Origin of the sequence: Streptomyces xiamenensis (genome assembly GCF_000993785.3) — a bacterium.
Taxonomy (GTDB): Bacteria; Actinomycetota; Actinomycetes; order Streptomycetales; family Streptomycetaceae; genus Streptomyces; species Streptomyces xiamenensis.
In genome coordinates, this window is sequence record NZ_CP009922.3 from 3,580,712 (window position 1) to 3,601,214 (window position 20,503).

Here is a 20,503-nt window from a genome sequence, read left to right on the forward strand (position 1 = left end):
GTCGGCTTCGGTGAACTCGGTGTCGGGGGATCGTTTCGAGACCGGGGTGGGGCGTGCGACCTGACGGGGTGTCACCGGCTCCCGGGTGCCGTGACGTGCGAAGTCCGGTTCGGGGGAAGCGCGGTGGGGGAGCGGTGGGCCGACGCCGCCGCGGTGGGCGGCGCGGCGCGCGGGCGCACAGGGGCGGTCGAACAGCGGGATCGCCGGGGCCGGGTGGTCGGCAGGGGTCCGTACGGACCCGTGTGCGGCGGACCATGACCGCGCCGCACGCCACGGACCGGCACAAAGGGCCGTCACCGCCCACCAGTCGGGTCCCCGCACGCAGCCTCCGCCGGTGCCGCCGAGCTGAAGGTCCGTGGTCGGAGCGGCCCCCGCATGGGTGACAATGGCCCGGGAAGCCGGAGGGGACACGACGCATGGGCCAGGACAGCGGGGACACCGGAACGCGGACCGGTGAGCGGGCAGGCGAGCCGGCCGGCCGGCCGACGAGGGCGGCGGGCACCGGGGCGGTGGTGGCGGCGCCACCGGCGGAACCCGGCGCGCCGGAGCACGCCGCGCCGGACCGGGAAGCCGGTGACGGTGAACCGGCGGCTGTCGAAGGGCCGGTCGTGGGCGCGCCGGAGCGAGCTGGGGAGTCCGCTGTGCGAGACCACGAGGAGTTGGCCGTGGAACCGGAAGTCGACCCGAAGAGGGAAACGGAACGGGAAACGGAACGGGACGCGCCGAGTCTCGTGAAGGCCGAGCGCGCCGGGGCGGCGGAACCGGCGGATGCCGTGCCGGCCGGTGCGGCGGAGCGGAAGCGGGCGACGAAGAGCGCCGTGGAGCCCCAGGCCGAGGCCGAGGCCGAGCCCGAGGTCGTACCGGCGGACGACGAGGAGAAGTCGGCCCCCGCCGACGCCGCGCCCAAGCCCGCGGCAGCCTCCGAAGCCGACGCCTCCGCAGCGGAAGCGGAACCGGCGGAGCAGGCGGAAGCGGAACCCGACGCCGAACCGGAAGCGGAACCGGAACCGGAGTCCGCGGTGCGGCCCGCGACGGCCTCGGGCACGAAGCCGGCGGCACCGTCCGCCGGAACGCCCGCCGAGGCCGCCGACCGGCCCACCGGACGTCGCGCCCCCGTGGACGCCGACGAGGCCGCCGCCCGTAAGCGGGCCGGCGAGATCGCCGGCCTGACCACCCCGCCCCCCGGACGCCTGCTGAGCGGCCGTTACCGCCTCATCTCCATCGTCGGCCGCGGCGGCATGGGCACCGTGTGGGAAGCCACCGACGAGATCCTCGGCCGCCAGGTCGCGGTCAAGGAACTCCGCCTCACCAACGGCATCGACGACGGCGAACGCAAGCGCCTCATCACCCGCACCCTGCGCGAGGCGAAGGCCATCGCCACCATCCGCAGCCGTGGCGTGGTCACCATCTACGACGTGGTGGACGAGGGTTCCCGCCCGTGGATCGTGATGGAGCTCATCGAGGGCCGGTCGCTGGCCGACCTCATCCGCGAGGACGGGCCCATGTCGCCCACCCGCGCGGCCGAGATCGGCCTCGCCATCCTCGACGTGCTGCGCGCCGCCCACGACAAGGGCATCCTGCACCGCGACGTGAAGCCGTCCAACGTCCTCATCGCGGACGAGGACGGCCGCATCGTGCTCACCGACTTCGGCATCGCCAAGGTCGAGGGCGACCCGTCCATCACCTCCACCGGCATGCTGGTCGGCGCCCCCTCGTACATCTCGCCGGAGCGGGCGCGCGGCGAGGCGCTCGGCCCGGCCGCCGACCTGTGGTCGCTCGGCGCGCTGCTGTACTGCTGTGTGGAGGGCCGCCCGCCCTACGACGAGGGCGGCGCCATCGCCACCCTGTCCGCCGTCATGAACTCCCCGCTGCGGCCCCCGCGTCAGGCCGGTCCGCTCGTCGAGGTCATCACCGGGCTGCTGGCGAAGGCGCCCAGGGACCGGCTGGACGAGCCGCGTACCCGGGAACTGCTGACCGCCGCCCTGACCGCCGATCCGGCGGGTTCGGACGACCGGACCATGGTCGTCGGGCTGCGCACCGCCGGTGCCGCGCCCGCCGGGCCGCCGCCCGCCCCGCAGGGAACACCGCCGTACGGCGCGCCCGTGGTCGGCTCCGGCGCGGCGAACGGGCGCCGGCGCGCGCTGATCGTCGCGGCGGCGCTGATCGCGGTGCTGGCCGTGATCGGCACCACCTTGATCCTGGCGCGGAGCGGCGGCGACGCGGACGGCCAGGGTTCGGGCCAGGACCAGGGGCAGCCGGACGACGGGTCGCCGGGCGACGAGGGCACCCCGGGCGACGAGGGCCAGGATGGCGCGGGCGGTGACGCCGGCGCCGGGGACGGCCCGGACGCCTCGGACGGCGGCGCGGACGGCCAGGATTCCGGCCAGGAACCGGGCCCGGACGCGGAGCAGCCGCCGGGCGGTGAGCAGGACGGCGATCCGGACGCCGGCGGGACCTCGGGGCCGCCCGGCGCCAAGCCGGAGAACGACGGTGACGGCACGCTGCCCGAGAACCCGCAGGGCTACGCCGAGTTGACGGACGACGACTTCCGCTTCCGGATGTCGCTGCCCGAGGGCTGGCGTCGTACCGGGATAGCCGGGCAGAACTCCGGCGGCATCTTCAGCGCCCCCGACGGGGGACCGCCGAAGGTGCAGGTCGACTTCAACGCCACCCCGGGGGACGACGCGGCCGGCGCCTGGCGCAGTCTGGAACCGGCCGTCCGGAACAACAGCACCGACTACCGGCGCATCGACATCCAGCAGGTCGGCTGGCGCGGCTACCCGACCGTCGCGGACTGGGAGTTCGAGCGTACGGAGGGCGGCAAGCGGGTACGGATCCTGAACCGGGGCTTCCAGGTCGACCCGGGCCGTGGCTACGCGATCATGATCACGTGCGCCGCGGACGCCTGGGACGAGGAGGAGTGCCGCACTCTTCGCGAGACCGCGTTTCTCACGTTTTCGCCGCTGCCCTGACTCGGTCCCGATACAAGTGACTTGGCCAGGAGTTGACGGATCGTGGGTGTGGTATGTCTACGCCCAGTATCGTGAGTGACCGAGTCACGGAAGCGGTGGGGAGGCGGCGTGGATACGTACGCGGGGCGGCTGCTGGCCGATCGCTATCGGCTTCCCAGGACGCCGTCTGAGGCGTTCGAACTGGTGGAGTCGCGGGCGTTCGACACGGCGAGCGGGCAGGAAGTGCTCGTGCGGCAGGTGCCGTTGCCGGAGGTCGTGGACGCCGAGGTCCTCGACGAGGAAGGCAACAGGTCCGGTTCGGGCGGGACGCGCCGGGGGGTCGGCGACCGGGCGACACGGTCGCCGGAGGATCCGGTGGTACGGCGTGCGCTGGAAGCGGCCGCCGCGGCGGGGCAGTTGCCCGATCATCCCCGGCTCGACCAGGTCTTCGACGTGTTCGTCCAGGGCGACGGTCTGTGGATCGTGAGCGAGCTGGTGCCGGCCAGGCCGCTGGCCGCGGTGCTGGCGGAGGCCAGGCTCGGCCCCTACCGGGCGGCCGAGGTCGCCGCGGATCTGCTGGCCGCCCTGCGGATCGTGCACGCGCACGGCTGGACCCACCGGAACCTGACCACGCGTACGGTGCTGATCTGCGACGACGGGCGGGCGCTGCTGACCGGGCTGGCCTCGGGGGCGGCGGAGGAAGTGCTGTGCGGGTACGACCCGCTCCCGGCACCCCCGGCGCAGGGCCGGCAGTCGCTTCCGGCGGCGAGTGTGGCCGGCGGCGGTGCCGCCGCCGCTGCCGGTGTGGTGGAGGAGGCGGGCCGGGGCGGGCGGGACATCGCGCCCTGGGGCGTACCGGGGCAGGGCGCGGCGCCCGCCGCACCGGCCGCCGGAGCGCCGTGGAACAGCGACAGCGGCGCGGCGGTGGCGGACCGTTACCAGCGCTGGGGGACGGCGGCTGACGGCGACGGCCGGCAGTCCGCGCCGGGCGGGCAGGGTCCGCAGGGCGCGGAGAACTGGCACACCCCGCACGGTGGTGACGGCCAGGGCGGCCAGGGCGGTCACGGCCCGACGGGCTGGACCGGCGCCCCGGACGGCAACCCCGGAGCAGGTGACGGGCCGTGGAACGGCCGCCCGGGAGCCCCGGCGGAGACCGGTCCCCCGGGCGACCGGGAAACGGTGAACGGCGCGCAGGCCCACCCCGGCGCCCAGGAGGCCCATGGCGGCCACCCGTCCGGCTCGGGCGCCCCCGTCGGCGCGGAGGGCCGGCAGGGCCTTGACGGCCCGCAGGGCGGTTGGTCCGGCGGTCCGCAGGGCACGGGTGAGTACCCGCCGCAGGGCGCCGCCCCGACCGGTGCGCAGAACTGGCACGGTCCGCAGGACGGCGGCCCGGGCGCGGCGGTGACCGGCGGCCCCGGGGGACAGGGTGCCTGGGAGACCCAGGAACTGCCCGGGGCGCAGGCGGGCGAAGGCCCGGCCGATGGCGGGTACGGGTACGGGTACGGCGGGCCGGACCACCCGCACGAGGTCAACGGTGCCGCACCCGGGCAGCACGGTACCGAAGCCCGGGACGGCCACGCACCGCCGAACCCGGCCCCGCAGGGACAGGGACCGTCGGACACCGGCCAGATCCGGACGGTACGGCCGGGGGACGCGCACAGCGGCGCCCAGGGCCCGCCTCCCGCCGCCGGGGGGCACGGCCCGCTGGGCGCCACCCAGGACCGCTGGGACGCCGACGCCGAGACCGGCATCTCCGATCGCTATCGGCGCTGGGGCGGCGGCGAGCCGCCCACCGCGCAGGGATTTCCCGCCGCCTGGGACTTCGAGGGCGGCGGTGGGGCCGGCGCCCGGCTGTCCGCCGAGGAACGGGCCGCGCGCAGCGGGGCCATCGCCGCGTACCGGGCGGGCACCAGGGCCGGGGCGCACGCCGCCGGTACGGCGGGCGGCTCCGGAGGGCCGGCCGAACTGCCCGCGCCCGGCCGCGAGAGCCGCGCCGTACGCACCGGCTGGGACCCCGTACCGCCGCCGCGCGCGGCCATAGAGACCTCGGCGACGCCCCGGTACCGCGGCCCGGACACCGCCCTGGCCGCCGAGCGTGCGCGCCAGGCGCGTATCACCACAGTGGGCGCCGTCACCGAGCGCTGGGCGCCCGAGCAGGCCGGTCCGGTGCACGACCACTGGCAGCTCGCCCCGCCCGTGGGCCCCCCGGCCGACTTCTGGGCGCTGGGCGCCCTGCTCTTCCGGGCCGTCCAGGGCCACCCCCCGTACCCCGAGGAGAACCCCGCCGAGCTGGTGCAGGCCGTCTGCGCCGAGCCGCCCGCCTTCGCCGAGGAGTGCGGCGCGCTGCGCCCCATCGTGGAGTCGCTGCTGCGGCAGGACCCCACCGAGCGCCCCAGCGCCGAGGAACTGCGCGGCTGGCTGCGGTCGCTGCTGCGCAGCGCCCCGGAGCCCGAGGTCGGCAGGCGTACCGTCACCACGCCGCTGCCCGCGCTGGAGCCGGGCCGGCCCTCGGACCCGCGCCGGCTGCCGATCGTGCGCCGCCGCGGCGATCTGGTCGGCCCGCGCCGCCGCGGCGGACGCGGGAACGGGAACCATCCGCGCCGTCTGGGCAAGGTGCTGCTGACGCTCACCCTGCTCGGCCTGGCCGGTTCGATCGGCTACATCATGCTGTTCCTCGCCGAGGACCCGCAGGACCGGGCCGGCCAGCCGCCGTCCCCCGAGGCCACCGCGCCCATCTCCCCCGAACCCACCCCGGAGCCCTCCCCCACGCCCTCGTCGCCGGATCCCGAGACGGAGCCGAGCCCGGACGGTCAGGGCAGCGGCGGCATACCGCAGGGGTACGGGCCGCAGGAGGACCCGGCCGGGTTCTCCATGACGCTGCCGGACGGCTGGCAGCGGTCCACCACCGCGGACGGGTCGGTGGTGTTCTCGGACGGCGATGTCGAGATCGTGGTCGTGCCCGGCCGGGACGGCACCGCCCAGTTCACCCAGGGGCCGATGAACTACCAGATGGAGCACCAGCAGGAGCTGTCCGGTTTCCGCGCCGACACCTACGGCACCTCCAGCGGGCTGCGCGAGACCCGGGTCGGCGCCTCCGTGATGGCGCAGGGCGACTTCCGCTGGCGGGCGGACGGCACGCAGTGGGTCGCGCTCAACCAGGTGATGCAGCTGGCGGACAGCTATCACGTGGTGCTGGTACGGGGCCCGGTCGCCGCCGACGACCAGGTCGCCGAGGTCTTCGACGTGGTGGCGGACAGCTACCGGTACTGACGGGTGGGCAGGGGGCCGCCCCCGCCGTACCCTCCCGCTATGACGACAACGCCGTCCGACGAGCTGTCCGCGGAGCTGCCCGCCGAACTGCCCGCCGAGGTGGTCGCGCGGCTCACCGAGGGAGTGCCCGGCAGCGGCCGTACCGCTTGCCACAGCGCACTGACCGGCCGGCCGCTGGCCGAGCTGCCCGAGGCCACCGAGACCGAGGTGACCGCGGCGTTCGGGCGGGCCAGGATCGCCCAGGACCCCTGGGCGCGGTGGCCGGTACGCCGCCGGGCCGCCGTGCTGCTGCGCTTCCACGACCTGCTCCTCGCCCGGCAGGATGAGGTCCTTGACCTCATCCAGCTGGAGACGGGCAAGGCGCGGCTGCACGCCCACGAGGAGTTGCAGGCCGTGGCGAGCGCGGCCCGCCACTACGGGCGCAGGGCCCCCGGGTATCTGCGCCCCCGGCGGCACACCGGCGCGTTCCCGCTGCTGACCCGGGTGCGCGAACTGCGCCACCCGCGTGGCGTCGTCGGTCACATCGCCCCGTGGAACTACCCCCTGGAACTGACCGTGGGTGACGCATTGCCCGCGCTGGTGGCCGGGAACGCGGTGCTCATGAAGCCGGACACCGAGACGGCGCTCACCGCGCTGTGGGCGCGCCGGCTGCTGGTCGAGGCCGGGCTGCCGCGGGACGTGTGGCAGATCGTGCTCGGTCCCGGCCCGGTGCTGGGGCCGCAGGTGGTGCGGGAGGCCGACTACGTGACGTTCACCGGCTCCACGCGCACCGGCCGCGAGGTGGCGCGCGGCGCGGCGCAGCGGCTGATCGGCGCCAGCCTGGAACTGGGCGGCAAGAACGCCATGCTGGTGCTCGCCGACGCCGACATCGAGCGGGCGGCGGCCGGCGCCGTACGGGCCTGCTTCTCCTCCGCCGGGCAGCTGTGCATCTCCATCGAGCGGCTGTACGTGCACGCGTCGGTCGCGGACGCCTTCGTGCGGCGGTTCGCGGAGCACACGCGGGCGCTGCGCCTGGGCGCCCCGCTGGACTACGGCACGGACATGGGCTCCCTCAGTTCGCGGGCACAACTGGACGCCGTCACCCGCCATGTCACGGACGCGGTGGAGCGCGGGGCGGTGGTGGTGACCGGGGGCCGGGCACGCCCCGACCTGGGCCCGTACTTCTACGAGCCGACCATCCTGGAGGGGGTGCGACCGCCGATGCTGGTGTGCGGGGAGGAGACGTTCGGCCCCGTGGTCTCGGTGTACCGGTTCACGGAAGAGGCGGACGCGGTGACGCGGGCGAACGCCACACCGTACGGGCTCAACGCCTCGGTGTGGTCGGGGAACGCACGGCGCGCACGCCGGATCGCGGCACAACTGCGCGCCGGGACGGTGAACATCAACGAGGGGTTCGCGGCGGCGTACGGGAGCGTGGGCGCGTCGATGGGCGGCTGGGGCGACTCGGGTCTCGGGCGGCGGCACGGCACGGAGGGCATCACCAAGTACACCGAGGCGCAGACGGTGGCGCAGCAGCGTCTGGTGCCGATGGGGCCGGCGTTCGGGATGGACGACCGGCGGTACGCGGCCGTGGTGTCGCGGGTGCTGCGGGTGCTGAAGGCCCTGCGCGTGCGCTGAACACCCGGCCTGGGCATCCGCGTCGAACGGGTGCGCGCATGGCGAAGGGACCCGCCCTCCGGGGGAATAGGGGCGGATCCCTTCGGTCTGTGCGGCCGTCAGGCTCAGGCGATGCCGGCGCCCGTACGGCGGCGGACGAGGAACATCGCGCCGGCGCCGAGGCCCACCGCGGTGGCACCCGCGAGGGCGAACATCGGCAGCGCCGAGGACGAACCGGTGGCCGCCAGCTCGCCGGTCACCGGCAGCTGCTCGAACTCACCCTGCGGGGCGGGCTTGTTGCCCTGCCCCTTGGTGCCGGTCGAGGGCTTGTCGTCCGGGGTGGTGCCGGCGGGAACGATCTCGAAGTCGTAGATGTTCCACTCGCCTTCCTGGCACAGGCCGCCCTCGGCGGAGACGTAGACGCCGGTGCTGAGCGCGTAACCGGAGCCGGCCGGGGCGTCGTCGGCGACCTTCAGCCGCAGCTGGGCCTCGACGTACTCACCGGGGGCGAGGACGTCGGTCTCACCGAAGTAGCCGTACTGGTCCTCGATGTTCTCCCAGGCACCGTCGAAGAACCACTGGAGTTCGATGGCGATGTCGTTGAAGTCCTCGTTGTCCCAGCCGAAGACCTCGGCGTAGGCGTAGAGCGTCTCGACGGGCTTGTCGAACTCGTTGCTGATGCGGTAGGTGAACTCCGTCCACTGCCCCGCGACGACCTGGCTGGGCAGGCCGATCAGCTCGGCGTTGATGGGGGCGTCGAACTCCCAGTCGACGCACTCGTCCTCGGGGTCCGGAAGGACCGGGGCGCCGCCGTCGTCGCCACCGCTCTCCTCGTCCTCGTCCTCGTCGCTCCCGTCCTCGGAGCCGTCGTCCGACCCGTCGCCGGTGTCGCCCTCGTCCTCGCCCTCGTCGTCGTCGTTGTCGTCCTCGGGGTCCGGGACGGTCTCCCCGCCGGTACCACCGTCGGTGATGCCCTCGCCGGCCGAGCCGGTCCCGTCGGTCCCGGTGTCGTCCTGCGCGGACTCGTCCGCGTCGTCCCCGTCCTGCGGTTCGGGGGTGGGCGCGTCCTGGACGACCTCAGGGGTCTCGGACGGGTCCCCGTCGGCGGCGAACGCGGGGGAGGCGGCGAGCAGAGCCGCCGGGGCCATGACAGCGGTCACGGCAGCGGCTGCGGCGGCGCGACGAAGCTTCATCAAGTGCCTCTCGGTAAAACGATGATGACACCGGGTTGGACAGCTCATGGAATCGATCGGTTGTGCCCATGGTGATTACGGAATGGACACGAGATGCCCATGGGGAGAATGGGGCACTCACCGGATGGGCACAAAGAGAGGCCCCGGCCGCCGGCTTGGGGAAGCGGCGGCCAGGGCCTCTGCGATCAGCACGGGCGGCAGGGCGGTACCGCCGGTGCTGGGTGCCGCGGCGCCCGGGGGAGGCGCCGCTGCCGCAGGTCGGACCAATGGCGAGGGGGAGGCCACCGGCCGACCGGGTCGGATGACGCGTTCGCGGTATCGGACATGGTGGGGGATGGGGGGCGTTCCGGGCAAGGGCCTGGCGCGGGAATACGCGGATGAGCCCGGATCGGCCGCGCCCGCCGTCCGCCTCCCCCTCGATTCCCGCCCTGAGCTGCCCTTCCCGTCCACCGCCGCACGCCAGTCGGCCGGTCCTCGGCGTCCCGAGGACCGGCCGTCAGGGTGGTGACCGGCCGGCTGTCCCCTGCTGCCCGGCCACGCGCACCGGAGCGAGGTCCCACGACGCCCAGGCGTCTCATCGCTCCGGGGACACTTCCTTCAACGAGGCGCGGGCCGCCCTGGTCACGCGCCGTACGGGTGACGGGCCGCGCGTGCGCGCGACGGTCAACGGCAGCCGGTGCCCCGGCACAGCTCCAGCAGCGTCATCGCCAGCCGGGTACCGCGCTCGCGGCCCAGCGCGTCACCGTAGTGCCGCAGGATGTCCATCTCGCGGGCGAGATCGACCCGCCGCCCGCCGTCGGTGATGCGGATCTGCTGGATCTCGTCCGAGGCGCTCATCCGTTCCTTGATCAGCGCCACGATGCGGGCGTCGAGATCGTCGATCCGCTGCCGGGCACCGGCGATGCGCGCGGTCGCCGTGTCGGGGGCGGCGGTCGCGGCGGCGGTCGGGCTCGTACGGGTGCTCTGGGTGGTGGTCATGTGTCGCAGGTCTCCTCGGTACGGACGGAGCCCCGGCCGGTCACGGCCCCGGCGCACCACGCGAAAGCGCCCCGGGCCGTGAGCCCGGGGCGCCTGGTGGTCGCGTGTGCCGCGTCAGTGCTGAACGCAGCGCGCCGTGTGGCAGCCGGCCGGGCCGGTGCCATAGGTAAACAGACGCGCGTGACGAAGCATGCGCCCGAGTATGCCAGCGCACCCCGGCAACCGGCCAGCCGGGGCGCCCCCGCGCTCTCGGTAGACTCGGTGCCAAGAACCCCGCTCCACCGCCGAAAGGCCGCCCCGTGGCTTCTGCGCCTCCTCCCGCGCCTGTGTCCGCGCCCGACACCGTTCTCGTCGTCGACTTCGGCGCCCAGTACGCCCAGCTCATCGCCCGCAGGGTGCGTGAGGCACGGGTGTACAGCGAGATCGTGCCGTCCACCATGCCGGTGGCCGAGATGCTGGCCAAGCGTCCCAAGGCGATCATCCTCTCCGGCGGACCCTCGTCCGTGTACGCGGAGGGCGCTCCCGGCATCGACCGCGCGCTCTTCGAGGCCGGGGTGCCGGTGCTCGGCCTGTGCTACGGCTTCCAGCTGATGGCCCGCGAGCTGGGCGGCACCGTCGACAACACCGGCTCGCGCGAGTACGGCCGTACCGAGCTGGCCGTGGAGCGGATCGACTCCACGCTCTTCTCCGGCACCCCCGAGCGCCAGCAGGTGTGGATGTCGCACGGCGACGCCTGCTCCGCCGCCCCCGAGGGCTTCACCGTGAGCGCCTCGACCGACACGGTCACGGTGGCGGCGTTCGAGAACGACGAGCGGCGGCTGTACGGCGTCCAGCACCACCCCGAGGTGCTGCACTCCACGCACGGCCAGCAGCTGCTGGAGCACTTCCTGTACCGGGGCGCCGGGCTCGACCCCAGCTGGACCACCGGCAGCATCGTGGAGGAGCAGGTCGCCGCGATCAAGGCCCAAGTCGGCGGGAAGCGGGCGATCTGCGCGCTGTCCGGCGGAGTGGACTCGGCGGTGGCCGCCGCCCTGGTGGTCAAGGCCATCGGGGACCAGCTCACCTGCGTGTACGTGGACCACGGACTCATGCGGCAGGGCGAGAGCGAGCAGGTCGAGAAGGAGTTCGTGGCCTCCACCGGCGCCCAGCTGCGCGTGGTGGACGCCTCCGAGCGGTTCCTGGACGCGCTGGCCGGGGTCAGCGACCCGGAGCAGAAGCGGAAGATCATCGGCCGGGAGTTCATCCGGGTCTTCGAGCAGGCCCAGGCCGAGCTGATCGCCGAGGCGGGCGCGGCCGGCGAGGACGTGGCGTTCCTGGTGCAGGGCACGCTCTACCCGGACGTGGTGGAGTCGGGCGGCGGCACCGGCACGGCGAACATCAAGTCCCACCACAACGTGGGCGGGCTGCCGGACGACATCGAGTTCGAGCTGGTCGAGCCGCTGCGGATGCTGTTCAAGGACGAGGTCCGGATGGTCGGCGCCGAGCTGGGCCTGCCGGACTCGATCGTGCACCGGCAGCCGTTCCCGGGCCCCGGCCTGGGCATCCGGATCGTCGGCGAGGTGACCCGGGAGCGGCTGACCGTTCTGCGGGCGGCCGACGCGATCGTCCGCGAGGAACTGACGGCGGCCGGCCTGGACCGGGAGATCTGGCAGTGCCCGGTCGTGCTGCTGGCGGACGTCCGCAGCGTCGGCGTGCAGGGCGACGGCCGCACCTACGGCCACCCGATCGTGCTGCGTCCGGTCTCCTCGGAGGACGCGATGACGGCGGACTGGTCGCGCCTGCCGTACGACCTGCTGGCGAAGATCTCCAACCGCATCACCAACGAGGTCCCGGACGTCAACCGGGTCACCCTCGACATCACGAGCAAGCCCCCGGGCACCATCGAGTGGGAGTGACCCCACACGGCACCGTCAAAGGGTTCGCCCTCACCCACACGTGTGGGTGAGGGCGAACCCTTTCTGCGGTCGATAGGCTGATTTCCCGGTCTACTGTCCCGTCGTATGGGAGGAATCATGACTGCCGCAAAGCCGCAGACTTCTGCCGCGTGGCCGGTGCCGCCGCCCGACGGATACACGGTTGACCACCTGCTGACGCTGCCCGACCTCCCGCCCCACACCGAGCTGATCGACGGGAGCCTGGTCTTCGTGAGTCCGCAGCGGAGCTTCCACACGCTGACGATGTTCGTACTGGAGGCGGGGCTCCATCGAACGGTTCCCGGTGAGCTGCGGGTGCGGCGGGAGATGACGGTCGTCATCGACACACGGCAGGGGCCGGAGCCCGACATCTGCGTCCTGCGGGCGGAAGGCATCCCCGACGACGAGAACGACGAGACGTACTACCGGGCCCGGCACGTGATCCTGGCGGTCGAGGTGGTGTCACCCGACTCGGAGAAGCGTGACCGCGAGCGCAAGCCGCAGCTCTACGCACAGGCCGGGATCCGGCACTTCTGGCGCGTCGAGCGTGGTGAGGACGGGCTGCCGCGCGTTCACGTCTATGAGTTGGACGAGACGACCCGTGCTTACAGCCTCACCGGTATCCACCACGACCAGCTGAAGCTCTCGGTGCCCTTCACCATCGACATCGATCTGACCACCGTCCAGCGGCTCTAGCCACCGGACGGCGATCGCCGAGCGAAGCGGGTCAGACCAGGCGGCGGGCCGTCGCCCAGCGGGTCAGTTCGTGGCGGTTGGAGAGCTGGAGCTTGCGCAGCACCGCCGAGACGTGGCTCTCGACCGTCTTCACCGAAATGAAGAGCTCCTTGCCGACCTCCTTGTACGCGTAGCCGCGCGCGATCAGGCGCAGCACCTCGCGTTCGCGCTGGGTCAGCCGGTCCAGGTCCTCGTCGACCGGGGTGGTGTCCGAGGAGGCGAAGGCGTCCAGGACGAAGCCGGCCAGCCGCGGGGAGAACACCGCGTCGCCGTCCGAGACGCGGAAGATCGCGTCCACCAGGTCGGTGCCGGTGATGTTCTTGGTGACGTAGCCGCGCGCCCCGCCGCGGATCACGCCGATGACGTCCTCCGCCGCGTCGGAGACGGACAGCGCCAGGAAGCGCACCGAGGACAGCAGGCCCGCGCTGCGGCGCAGCACCTCCACGCCGCCGCCGCCCGGGAGGTGGACGTCCAGCAGCACCACATCGGGGCGGGTCGCCTTGATGACCGTGACCGCCTGGTCGACGTCGCCCGCCTCGCCGACGACCTCGACGCCCGTCTCCTCGGTGCGGCCGATCTCCGCCCGTACCCCGGCCCGGAACATCCGGTGGTCGTCCACCAGGACCACCCGCGCCCGCCGCTCCGCCGCCGCTCCCGCTGTCATGCCGATCGCTCCATCGTCAGTTCCACTTCTGTCCCCTCGCCCGCCGTGGACTTCACCCGCGCCGTGCCGCCGTGCCGCCCCATCCGGCCGATGATGGACTCGCGCACGCCCATCCGGTCGGCCGGTACCGTCTCCGGGTCGAAGCCGGGGCCGCGGTCGCGGACCGATACGAAGACCGTACGCCCTTCGACCTCCGCGAAGACCCGCACCGGACCGCTCTCGCCACCGTACTTGGCGGCGTTGACCATCGCCTCGCGGGCCGCCTGGAGCTGCGCGTTCAGCGCCTCTTCCACCGGGCAGTCGCCGACGCACACCACCTCGATCTGCACGCCGTGGTGGTCCTCCACCTCGGCGGCGGTGGCCCGTACGCCCTCGGCGAAGGTCTGCGGTGCGGCGTCGTCCTCGGCCTCCGCCCTTCCGGGGTTCTCCGCGGACTTGTACAGCCAGGTCCGCAGGTCCCGTTCCTGGGCGCGGGCGAGCCGGGCCACCTCGCGCGGGTTCTCGGCGTTGCGCTGGATCAGGGTCAGGGTGTGCAGCACCGAGTCGTGGACGTGGGCGGCGACCTCGGCGCGTTCCTGGGCGCGGATGCGCATCGTGCGCTCCTCGGACAGGTCCTGCACGATGCGCACCAGGTACGGGCCGGCCAGCAGCGCGATCCCGACCAGTACGGCCACGGACGCCTGGAGCGCGGTGCTCAGCGTCTCGCCCGGTTCGGTCGCCGAGCGCAGCCATACGAAGCTGGTGACGCCGAGGGTGACGAGTACGGCGCCGGCCGCGGAGCGCAGCAGTGGTAGCCAGCGGGTGCGGCGGGTGACCTCGGCCCAGTGTTCTCGGCGGGCGTTGTCGGCCTGCCGCCACACCATCGCGGCGCCGACGGCGATGATCAGCAGCGGCCACAGATAGACGTCGCGGACCGAGAACTGGAGGTTGGCGGCGAGGACGCCCAGGGCGGTGGCCAGCACCGCGAGCGCCACCAGCTGCCCCTTGGCGGGTCGCCGCGGGCGCGGCGGGCGGTGTGCGGCGGCGGCAGCGGCGGCGGCCTTCTGCCCCGGCGTGCCCAGCGGGACCACGAACCAGAACGCGCCGTACACGAGCACGCCCAGACCGTTGGCCATCACCAGGACGGCCAGCACGAGCCGTACCCAGGAGACCGGCACGCCCACATGCCCGGCCAGGCCCTGCGCCACGCCACCCAGCCAGCGGCCCTCGGCGCTGCGGTACAGCTTGCGCGGGGGCACCTCCTCGGGCGGTGGCGCGGCCGAGGGCAGCGTGCCGCCCGCGGGCGTGGTGGCGGTGGTCATGCTCCGATCGTCACACGACCGGCCCCTCGCGCACATCAGGGGTGCCCCCCAGGGGAGGTGGGGAAATCCCCCGGAACACCGCCCCGCGGATCTCAGGGATTCCTCGGGGGCGGTCCCGGATCCCGGCTGTCGGCGGCAGGCCGCACCATGGAGGGCATGAGCGTGGACGAGGCGGGCCCCTCCGCACCCCCGGCAGCGGCGGCGTCACCGGCCGCACCGGTGACGGCGCGGCTGACCCGCAGCCGCCGGCACAAGGTGGCCGGCGGGGTGTGCGGTGGCCTGGGCCGGTATTTCCATCTCGATCCGGTGCTGTTCCGGGTGCCGCTGGCCGTGCTGTCGGTCATCGGCGGCCTAGGTCTGATCGCGTACGGGGTCGCCTGGCTGCTGATTCCGTTCGAGGGCGAGGAGGAGAACGAGGGCCGGCGGCTGCTGTCGGGCCGGGTGGAGGGCCCGGGGCTGACCGCGCTGCTGTGCACGCTGGTGGGCTGCGGGCTGTATGTGGCGTCGGTGAGCACGCGCCATCCGGCGATGTGGTTCTCGGCGATGCTGGTGGCCTCGGTCGGCGGGGCGGCCTACTGGTCGCGGCGCCGGGCGCTGGCGGGGGAGGACGAGCGGGAGCGGCGCACGGGTGCCGCGGAGGCGGTGGCGACCGCGCCGCCGGAGGCGCAGGCACCGCCGGCCAGGGCGGTCGCCTCGTGGTGGCGGGAAGCGGGCGGGCCCGGGGGAGCCGGGGCAGTCGGGGGAGTCGGGGGAAGGACGATGGCGGTGCACGGGCAGCAGGGGACCTATCTGTGGGGGCCGGCGGACGCGGCGACGGGGCAGTACGCGCCGTACGGCGGGCCGCCGCCCACCGGCACGGCGCATCCGGGGGGCCCGGGCGGGCCGTGGGCGCCGCCGCCGCCGGGCACCCCGCTGACGCGGCGGGCGCCGATGCCGCCGCCGCGCCGCGGCGCGTGGCTGGGCGGGCTGGTCTTCCTGACCGCTGTGGTGGCGGGCCTGGTGGCGATGGCGGCCACCTGGTTCCGCTATCCGCTGGGCACGGTGCTGGTGTGCACCTTCGCCACGGTCCTGGTGGTGTACGGGGGCGGCTGGCTGCTCAGCGCGTTCTTCGGGCGGCTCGGGGCGGGCAGCGTGGTGGTGGTCGTGCTGACCACGGTGCTGCTGGCCGGGGCGTCGGTGCTGCCGAAGAACATCACCACGAGCTGGACGGACACGTCCTGGGAGGCGGTGGCGGCCGACCAGGTGGCGGACCGGTACGAGCTGGGGACGGGGCGGGGCTCGCTGGATCTGGGCGGGCTGGTCCTGGCGGACGGCGAGACCGTCCGCACCACGGTGGAGGCCGGCGCCGGGCAGATCAAGGTGATCGTGCCCCTGAACGCCGAGGTGGTCGTGCACACCAGGATCTCCGCCGGCGCGTACACCTACAACGAGGTGCCCGACTACGCTTCCACCGGCGGCCCCGACCATGTGTGGGGCGGGATCAACAACGACCAGACGGACCGGTACGCGCCGCCGGGCGACGTGGACGCGGTCGGCACCGTGGAGCTGACCCTGGACATGGGGATCGGGCATGTGGAAGTGGTCCGCCTCGACACGCTCGCGGCACTCGATGCGGAAGCGGAGATGGCGTCATGAGCCAGTACCGAGGGATCGACCGGCACCGTTTCGAGCCGGCCCGGCTGGTGCTGGGGCTGGCGCTGCTGGCCATCGGCGTCCTGGCCTACGTCCAGGCGCGTGACCACGAGGGGCGGCTGCCGGTGGGAGTGCTGCTGGCGCTGGTGGCGGGTTCGCTGCTGCTCGCCGGGGTGGTGTCGATCGTCACGCAGTCGGTGCGGCGCTCGCGCAAGGAGAAGGGCGAGGAGCGCGGCGAGCGGGACCGGCCGGCCGGGGACCGGCTGTCCTGAGCGCCGTCCGCCGTCCGCCGTCCGCCGGGCGCCGGGCGACCGTCAGCCGAAGATGAGGCTGCCGCGGCGGTGTTCGCGGTGGGCGAGGTGGGCGTCCAGCGCGTACGGGCCGCTGCCGGTCAGCGCCAGCGTGATGAAGCCGAAGAGGTAGGGCAGGTCGGCGCCGAAGTAGTACGGGGACGTGCTCCAGGAGACGGTCAGCCACATCAGGAACGTGAGGAGCGCGCCCAGTACGGCGGCGGCCCGGGTCAACAGGCCCGTCAGCACACAGAGTCCGACGAGGATCTCGGTGATCGCCGCGCCGTGGCCGACGAGCGCGGGGTGGTCCGCGGCGAGATCCACCAGCCACGGTACGGGGGTGCTCTCGCGGGAGAACTCCAGCAGGGCGAGGGAGTGTTCGCGGGAGAAGGCGGAGAACGGGCCCGCGTTCAGGTACTTGTCCAGGCCCGCGTAGAGGAACGTCACGCCCAGGAAGAGGCGCAGCGGCAGCAGGGCGTAGCGGGCGGCGGTCGGGCCGCCGGGGCGCGGGTCGGGTGTCAGTGCCATGGCGGGCGCCCCCTCCGGTGGGTCGGAGTGGTTCAGTCTGCCACCGTGATCGGGTACCGGCCAGACTCCGTGCCCGCCGCGGTGATGACCTGGATGTCGACCGGGCCCGGGTCGAGTTCGGCGGGGACCGGCAGCCGCAGCACGGTGTCGCTGGGGTTGGCGAAGCCGCCGCCGGGCACCGGGACGAGCGGCACCGGGACCAGCACGTCGCCGATCCGTACGGTCGTCCCTGCCACCAGGTCGGCGGCTTCGGCGCCGGGGGGCACGAAGCCGGAGCCGCGGATCTCCAGTTCGTCGCCGTACCGGATGGGGGAGTGCGGCGCGCCCGGCTCGCGGACCCGGACCACCGACTGGATGACCGGACGGCCGCCCTCGGTGAGCTTGGCGGCGGCGTAGCCGAGCGCGGAGATCGCCACCAGGGCGGCGAGTGCCCAGGGCGGGCTGGGCAGTTGGTAGGGGTCGCGGGTCAGCTGGACGGCGGCGAAGACGAGGGCGGCGGTGTTGACCAGGACGTACTGGGCCGCGGTGAAGCTGATGCCGCCCGAGTCGTCGGTGAGCGGGTCCAGGGCGCGCGGGCGCAGGGCGCGCACCTTCTGGGCGCGGAAGTGCCGTACCCGGTGCGCCACGGCGTGCCCGGTCCACAGAGCGACGGCGCAGCCCAGCGCGACCACGGTGAGCAGCCCGCCGCCGTGCGGCAGGTCGAGTCCGGCGCGCAGCTCGGCGCGGCGGGCGGGGTCGTCGGTGCCGGCGAGGGTGAGGGCGAGCGTGAGCACGGCGTACGCGGCGAGCAGCAGCCAGCCGGCCGCGACCGTACGGGAGGTGGAGACGCGGTTGTCCGGGCCGATCAGCGGCGCGAGCACGCCACCGCGGTCGCGGTGCAGCCAGGCCACGGCGGTGAGCGGCGCGGCGAGGAGCACGGCGGCGAGCAGCGCGGCGGTGCGCGGCAGGGTCCAGCCGGAGCCCATCGCGGTGAGTGCCTGGCCCAGGAGGAGGGCGAAGACCGCCGACCACAGCACGAGGGTGGTGCGCCGGGCGCGCAGCCGCAGCCAGGCGGGGCCCGCGGCGCGGGCCCGGTCGGCGACGGTGTGGGCGGCGGCGGTGAGTTCGTCGGAGACCCACTGCCGGGTGGCCTCGGGGGAGTAGGCGAGGGCTTCGGGTATGCCGTGGCCGGCGGCCAGGCGTTCGCGCTCGGCGCGGAACGCCCGCTCGGCGCGCCGGTGGTCGGCGCGGGCCGCCAGCGGGCAGTCGCCTTCTGGAGCCGGCTGCACGGACACGATGGGTTCCCTCCCCCGCCTGCACTGTGGGAGGGAAATTCTGCCCTATCCGGGGCGGTTCACATCACGCGGGCCGGGTCGCGGTGACGAAGGGCATGGAGTCCACCGGGGCGGTGCGGACGGGGGTTCCGGGGCGCGAGGCGTGCACGATCTGGCCGTTGCCGATGTACATGCCGACATGGGTGAGACCGGAGTAATAGAACACCAGATCACCGGGGGCGAGTTGGTCGCGGCTGACCTTGGTCCCGGCGCCGGACTGGCTCTGGCTGGTGCGCGGGAGGGAGACCCCGGCGGCGGACCAGGCGGCCTGGGTGAGCCCCGAGCAGTCGTACGCGTCGGGTCCGGTGGCGCCCCAGCCGTACGGCTTGCCGAGCTGGGCGAGGGCGTAGGCGGTGGCGGCCTGGGCGCGGGGGCCGCCGGCCGGGGCCGGGGTGGTGCCGGCGGGGGTGGCGGTCGTACTCGCGTCCGTACCGGCGCCCGGTGTGCCGGTGCCGTGGGACTCCCGGGCGAGCAGCTCCCGCTGTTCCCGCTCGGTGAGGGTCGCCAGCAGGTCCTCGGCCTCGGCGAGCTTGGCCTCCACGGTGTCCCGTTCGGCCTCGGCCTCCTCGCGGGCGCCGGTCAGCTCGTCCCGTACGTCGGCGGCCTCGGCCCGCAGCCGTTCGAGGTCGAGCAGCTGCTGCCGGGCGCCGGACAGGGCGTCGGCCTGCCGGTCGCCGCTGCGGTCCATGGTGGCGGCGCGGGCCAGGTACTCGTCGGGGTCGGAGGAGAGCGCCAGCTGGACCTCGGGCGGCAGCCCGCCGGCCCGGTACTGGGCGGCGGCGTGCGAGCCCAGGGCCCGGCGGTAGCCGTTGAGCCGGTCGGTGCTGCTGTCGGCGGCCCGGCTGATCCGTTCGAGGTCGCGTTCGGCCAGCTCGGCGGCCTCATTCGCGGCGTGGTGGCGCTCGGTGGCCTGCTCGGCCTCGTGGTGCAGGGTGTCGACCTGCTCGCGTACCTCCGCGGTGCCCGGCCCCTGGGCGGCGGGGTCGGCCAGCGCCGTACCGCCGCCGGCCACCGCCGCCGAGGCCGCGCCGGCCAGCGTGAGGGTGGCGGTGGTCCGCACGGCGCCGCCGGAGCGGGGCCTGCGGTGGCCGGCCGGGGTGCCGGTCCCGGCGCCGGCGGCCGGGGTGGTGGCGGTGACGGGGGATCTGCGCCACGGGTAGCTGGGGGAGCCGGGCTTGCGATGCTGGGCCATGGCTGAGGACGCTAGGCGGGCCGGGTACCGCTACGGAGCCACTAGAACGGGATTGGCGGCAAACGCTCGATCCGTGATCGATGGTGACCGCTTCACTCCGGGTGATCTGGCCGGGTCGGTTCGCTCTTGACGATGGGTGTGATGGTCGTCACGCGGCGTCGAGAAGCTGGTCGATGGTGTCGCGGAACGTGTCCATGGACTGCGCCCCCACGATCGGATGACCGTTGACGAGGAAGGCCGGCGTGGTGGTGGCGCCGAGCTCGACCCCCTCCTCGGCGTCCGTGGCCACCGCCTCGTCCGCCTCCGGGGACTCCATGTCGGTGAGCATCCGCTCCACGTCCGGCACCCCCGCCGCCTGAGCCAGCTCCCGCAGGCCCTCCTCGGAGAACCGGCCGGTGTCGCGGTGGAACTCGTCCGCGAACGCCGCGTCGTAGAACTCCCAGAACCGCCCCTGCTGCCCGGCAGCCCAGGCGGCGCGCGAGGCGGCGTCCGACTCGGGACCGTAGACCGGGAAGTTGCGGAACTCGATGCGCAGCGCCCCGGCGTCCACGTACTCCGCGATCAGCTCGTGGTGCACACCGCGGGCGTGGGTGCCGCTGAACGCCGACTGGAAGTCGCTGTACTCGATCATGACCACCGGCGCGTCCGCGTCGCCCATCGCGAGGGGGTCCTCCGCGTCGCGGCGGGCCAGGGCGAGGGCCGGGTGCCCCTCGGGGAGCGGCAGGACGGTGCCCTCCTCGGGGATCGGGTTCCGCTGGTTGCCGGCGGTGCTGTTGCCGCTGCTGAACAGCGCGGCCATCGCCCCGAAGACCAGCACCAGGATGAGCACCCCCGCCAGCACCGCGAAGGTCAGCGGGCGCTTGCGCACCGCGTACGGGCGCTGCTGCTGGGCGGCGGGGCGCCGGGCGGGCTTGGACGGCCGGGACGAGGGCATCGCAGGACCTTCT

Annotated in this window: 15 protein-coding genes; 7 read left to right on the forward strand and 8 right to left on the reverse strand. The window is 74.3% G+C overall.

What is annotated here, in order from left to right; genetic code table 11:
• Positions 1-665 precede the first annotated feature (665 nt).
• The 3 genes from SXIM_RS16530 to SXIM_RS16540 all read left to right on the forward strand — a co-directional run bounded on the left by SXIM_RS16530 (position 666) and on the right by SXIM_RS16540 (position 7,838).
• Positions 666-2,972 carry a serine/threonine-protein kinase gene (locus SXIM_RS16530; RefSeq protein WP_246156892.1) on the forward strand — a complete coding sequence of 769 codons (2,307 nt, stop codon included), beginning with the start codon at positions 666-668 and terminating at the stop codon, positions 2,970-2,972.
• A 108-nt stretch (positions 2,973-3,080) separates the two neighbouring features.
• The gene (locus SXIM_RS16535; RefSeq protein ID WP_107073935.1) at positions 3,081-6,221 is read left to right on the forward strand and encodes a protein kinase family protein; all 3,141 of its coding nucleotides are present in this window, start codon (positions 3,081-3,083) and stop codon (positions 6,219-6,221) included.
• A 39-nt stretch (positions 6,222-6,260) separates the two neighbouring features.
• The gene (locus tag SXIM_RS16540; RefSeq protein WP_078846946.1) at positions 6,261-7,838 is read left to right on the forward strand and encodes a succinic semialdehyde dehydrogenase; all 1,578 of its coding nucleotides are present in this window, start codon (positions 6,261-6,263) and stop codon (positions 7,836-7,838) included.
• 104 nt (positions 7,839-7,942) lie between these two features.
• On the opposite strand, the gene SXIM_RS16545 is transcribed toward SXIM_RS16540, so the two are convergent.
• Both SXIM_RS16545 and SXIM_RS16550 read right to left on the reverse strand, forming a co-directional pair.
• Complete coding sequence (locus SXIM_RS16545; RefSeq protein WP_046724535.1) at positions 7,943-8,977, reverse strand: LAETG motif-containing sortase-dependent surface protein; 1,035 nt, start codon at positions 8,975-8,977, stop codon at positions 7,943-7,945.
• A 696-nt stretch (positions 8,978-9,673) separates the two neighbouring features.
• Positions 9,674-9,988, reverse strand: a complete 315-nt coding sequence (locus SXIM_RS16550; protein ID WP_030729105.1) for a chorismate mutase — start codon at positions 9,986-9,988, stop codon at positions 9,674-9,676.
• A 299-nt stretch (positions 9,989-10,287) separates the two neighbouring features.
• Here SXIM_RS16550 and guaA point away from each other — a divergent pair, with 299 nt between their 5' ends.
• Positions 10,288-11,883, forward strand: coding sequence for a glutamine-hydrolyzing GMP synthase (gene guaA / locus SXIM_RS16555; protein ID WP_030729101.1), 1,596 nt, complete (start codon positions 10,288-10,290; stop codon positions 11,881-11,883).
• 117 nt (positions 11,884-12,000) lie between these two features.
• Complete coding sequence (locus tag SXIM_RS16560; protein WP_046724538.1) at positions 12,001-12,597, forward strand: Uma2 family endonuclease; 597 nt, start codon at positions 12,001-12,003, stop codon at positions 12,595-12,597.
• A gap of 31 nt (positions 12,598-12,628) precedes the next feature.
• On the opposite strand, the gene SXIM_RS16565 is transcribed toward SXIM_RS16560, so the two are convergent.
• Together SXIM_RS16565 and SXIM_RS16570 are read right to left on the reverse strand one after the other, a co-directional pair.
• Positions 12,629-13,300 (reverse strand): LuxR C-terminal-related transcriptional regulator, encoded by a 672-nt coding sequence (locus SXIM_RS16565; RefSeq protein WP_046724540.1) that lies wholly within the window; start codon positions 13,298-13,300, stop codon positions 12,629-12,631.
• Positions 13,297-14,601 carry an ATP-binding protein gene (locus SXIM_RS16570; RefSeq protein ID WP_030729090.1) on the reverse strand — a complete coding sequence of 435 codons (1,305 nt, stop codon included), beginning with the start codon at positions 14,599-14,601 and terminating at the stop codon, positions 13,297-13,299. The genes SXIM_RS16565 and SXIM_RS16570 overlap by 4 nt, the downstream gene beginning before the upstream one ends.
• A gap of 156 nt (positions 14,602-14,757) precedes the next feature.
• Here SXIM_RS16570 and SXIM_RS28565 point away from each other — a divergent pair, with 156 nt between their 5' ends.
• Both SXIM_RS28565 and SXIM_RS27475 read left to right on the forward strand, forming a co-directional pair.
• Positions 14,758-16,236 (forward strand): PspC domain-containing protein, encoded by a 1,479-nt coding sequence (locus tag SXIM_RS28565; RefSeq protein ID WP_046724542.1) that lies wholly within the window; start codon positions 14,758-14,760, stop codon positions 16,234-16,236.
• Complete coding sequence (locus SXIM_RS27475; RefSeq protein ID WP_030729082.1) at positions 16,233-16,505, forward strand: hypothetical protein; 273 nt, start codon at positions 16,233-16,235, stop codon at positions 16,503-16,505. The genes SXIM_RS28565 and SXIM_RS27475 overlap by 4 nt, the downstream gene beginning before the upstream one ends.
• A gap of 42 nt (positions 16,506-16,547) precedes the next feature.
• Here the strand turns inward: SXIM_RS27475 and SXIM_RS16580 are convergent, their stop codons facing one another.
• From SXIM_RS16580 to SXIM_RS16595, 4 genes are all read right to left on the reverse strand, one after another.
• Positions 16,548-17,051: a DoxX family protein gene (locus SXIM_RS16580; protein ID WP_046724544.1), complete on the reverse strand. Its 504-nt coding sequence runs from the start codon at positions 17,049-17,051 to the stop codon at positions 16,548-16,550.
• 32 nt (positions 17,052-17,083) lie between these two features.
• Positions 17,084-18,325 (reverse strand): hypothetical protein, encoded by a 1,242-nt coding sequence (locus SXIM_RS16585; protein ID WP_046724546.1) that lies wholly within the window; start codon positions 18,323-18,325, stop codon positions 17,084-17,086.
• Between the two features lie 64 nt (positions 18,326-18,389).
• The gene (locus tag SXIM_RS16590) at positions 18,390-19,556 is read right to left on the reverse strand and encodes a C40 family peptidase (RefSeq protein WP_078846948.1); all 1,167 of its coding nucleotides are present in this window, start codon (positions 19,554-19,556) and stop codon (positions 18,390-18,392) included.
• A gap of 148 nt (positions 19,557-19,704) precedes the next feature.
• Positions 19,705-20,490 (reverse strand): DsbA family protein, encoded by a 786-nt coding sequence (locus SXIM_RS16595; protein WP_046724549.1) that lies wholly within the window; start codon positions 20,488-20,490, stop codon positions 19,705-19,707.
• Positions 20,491-20,503 lie beyond the last annotated feature (13 nt).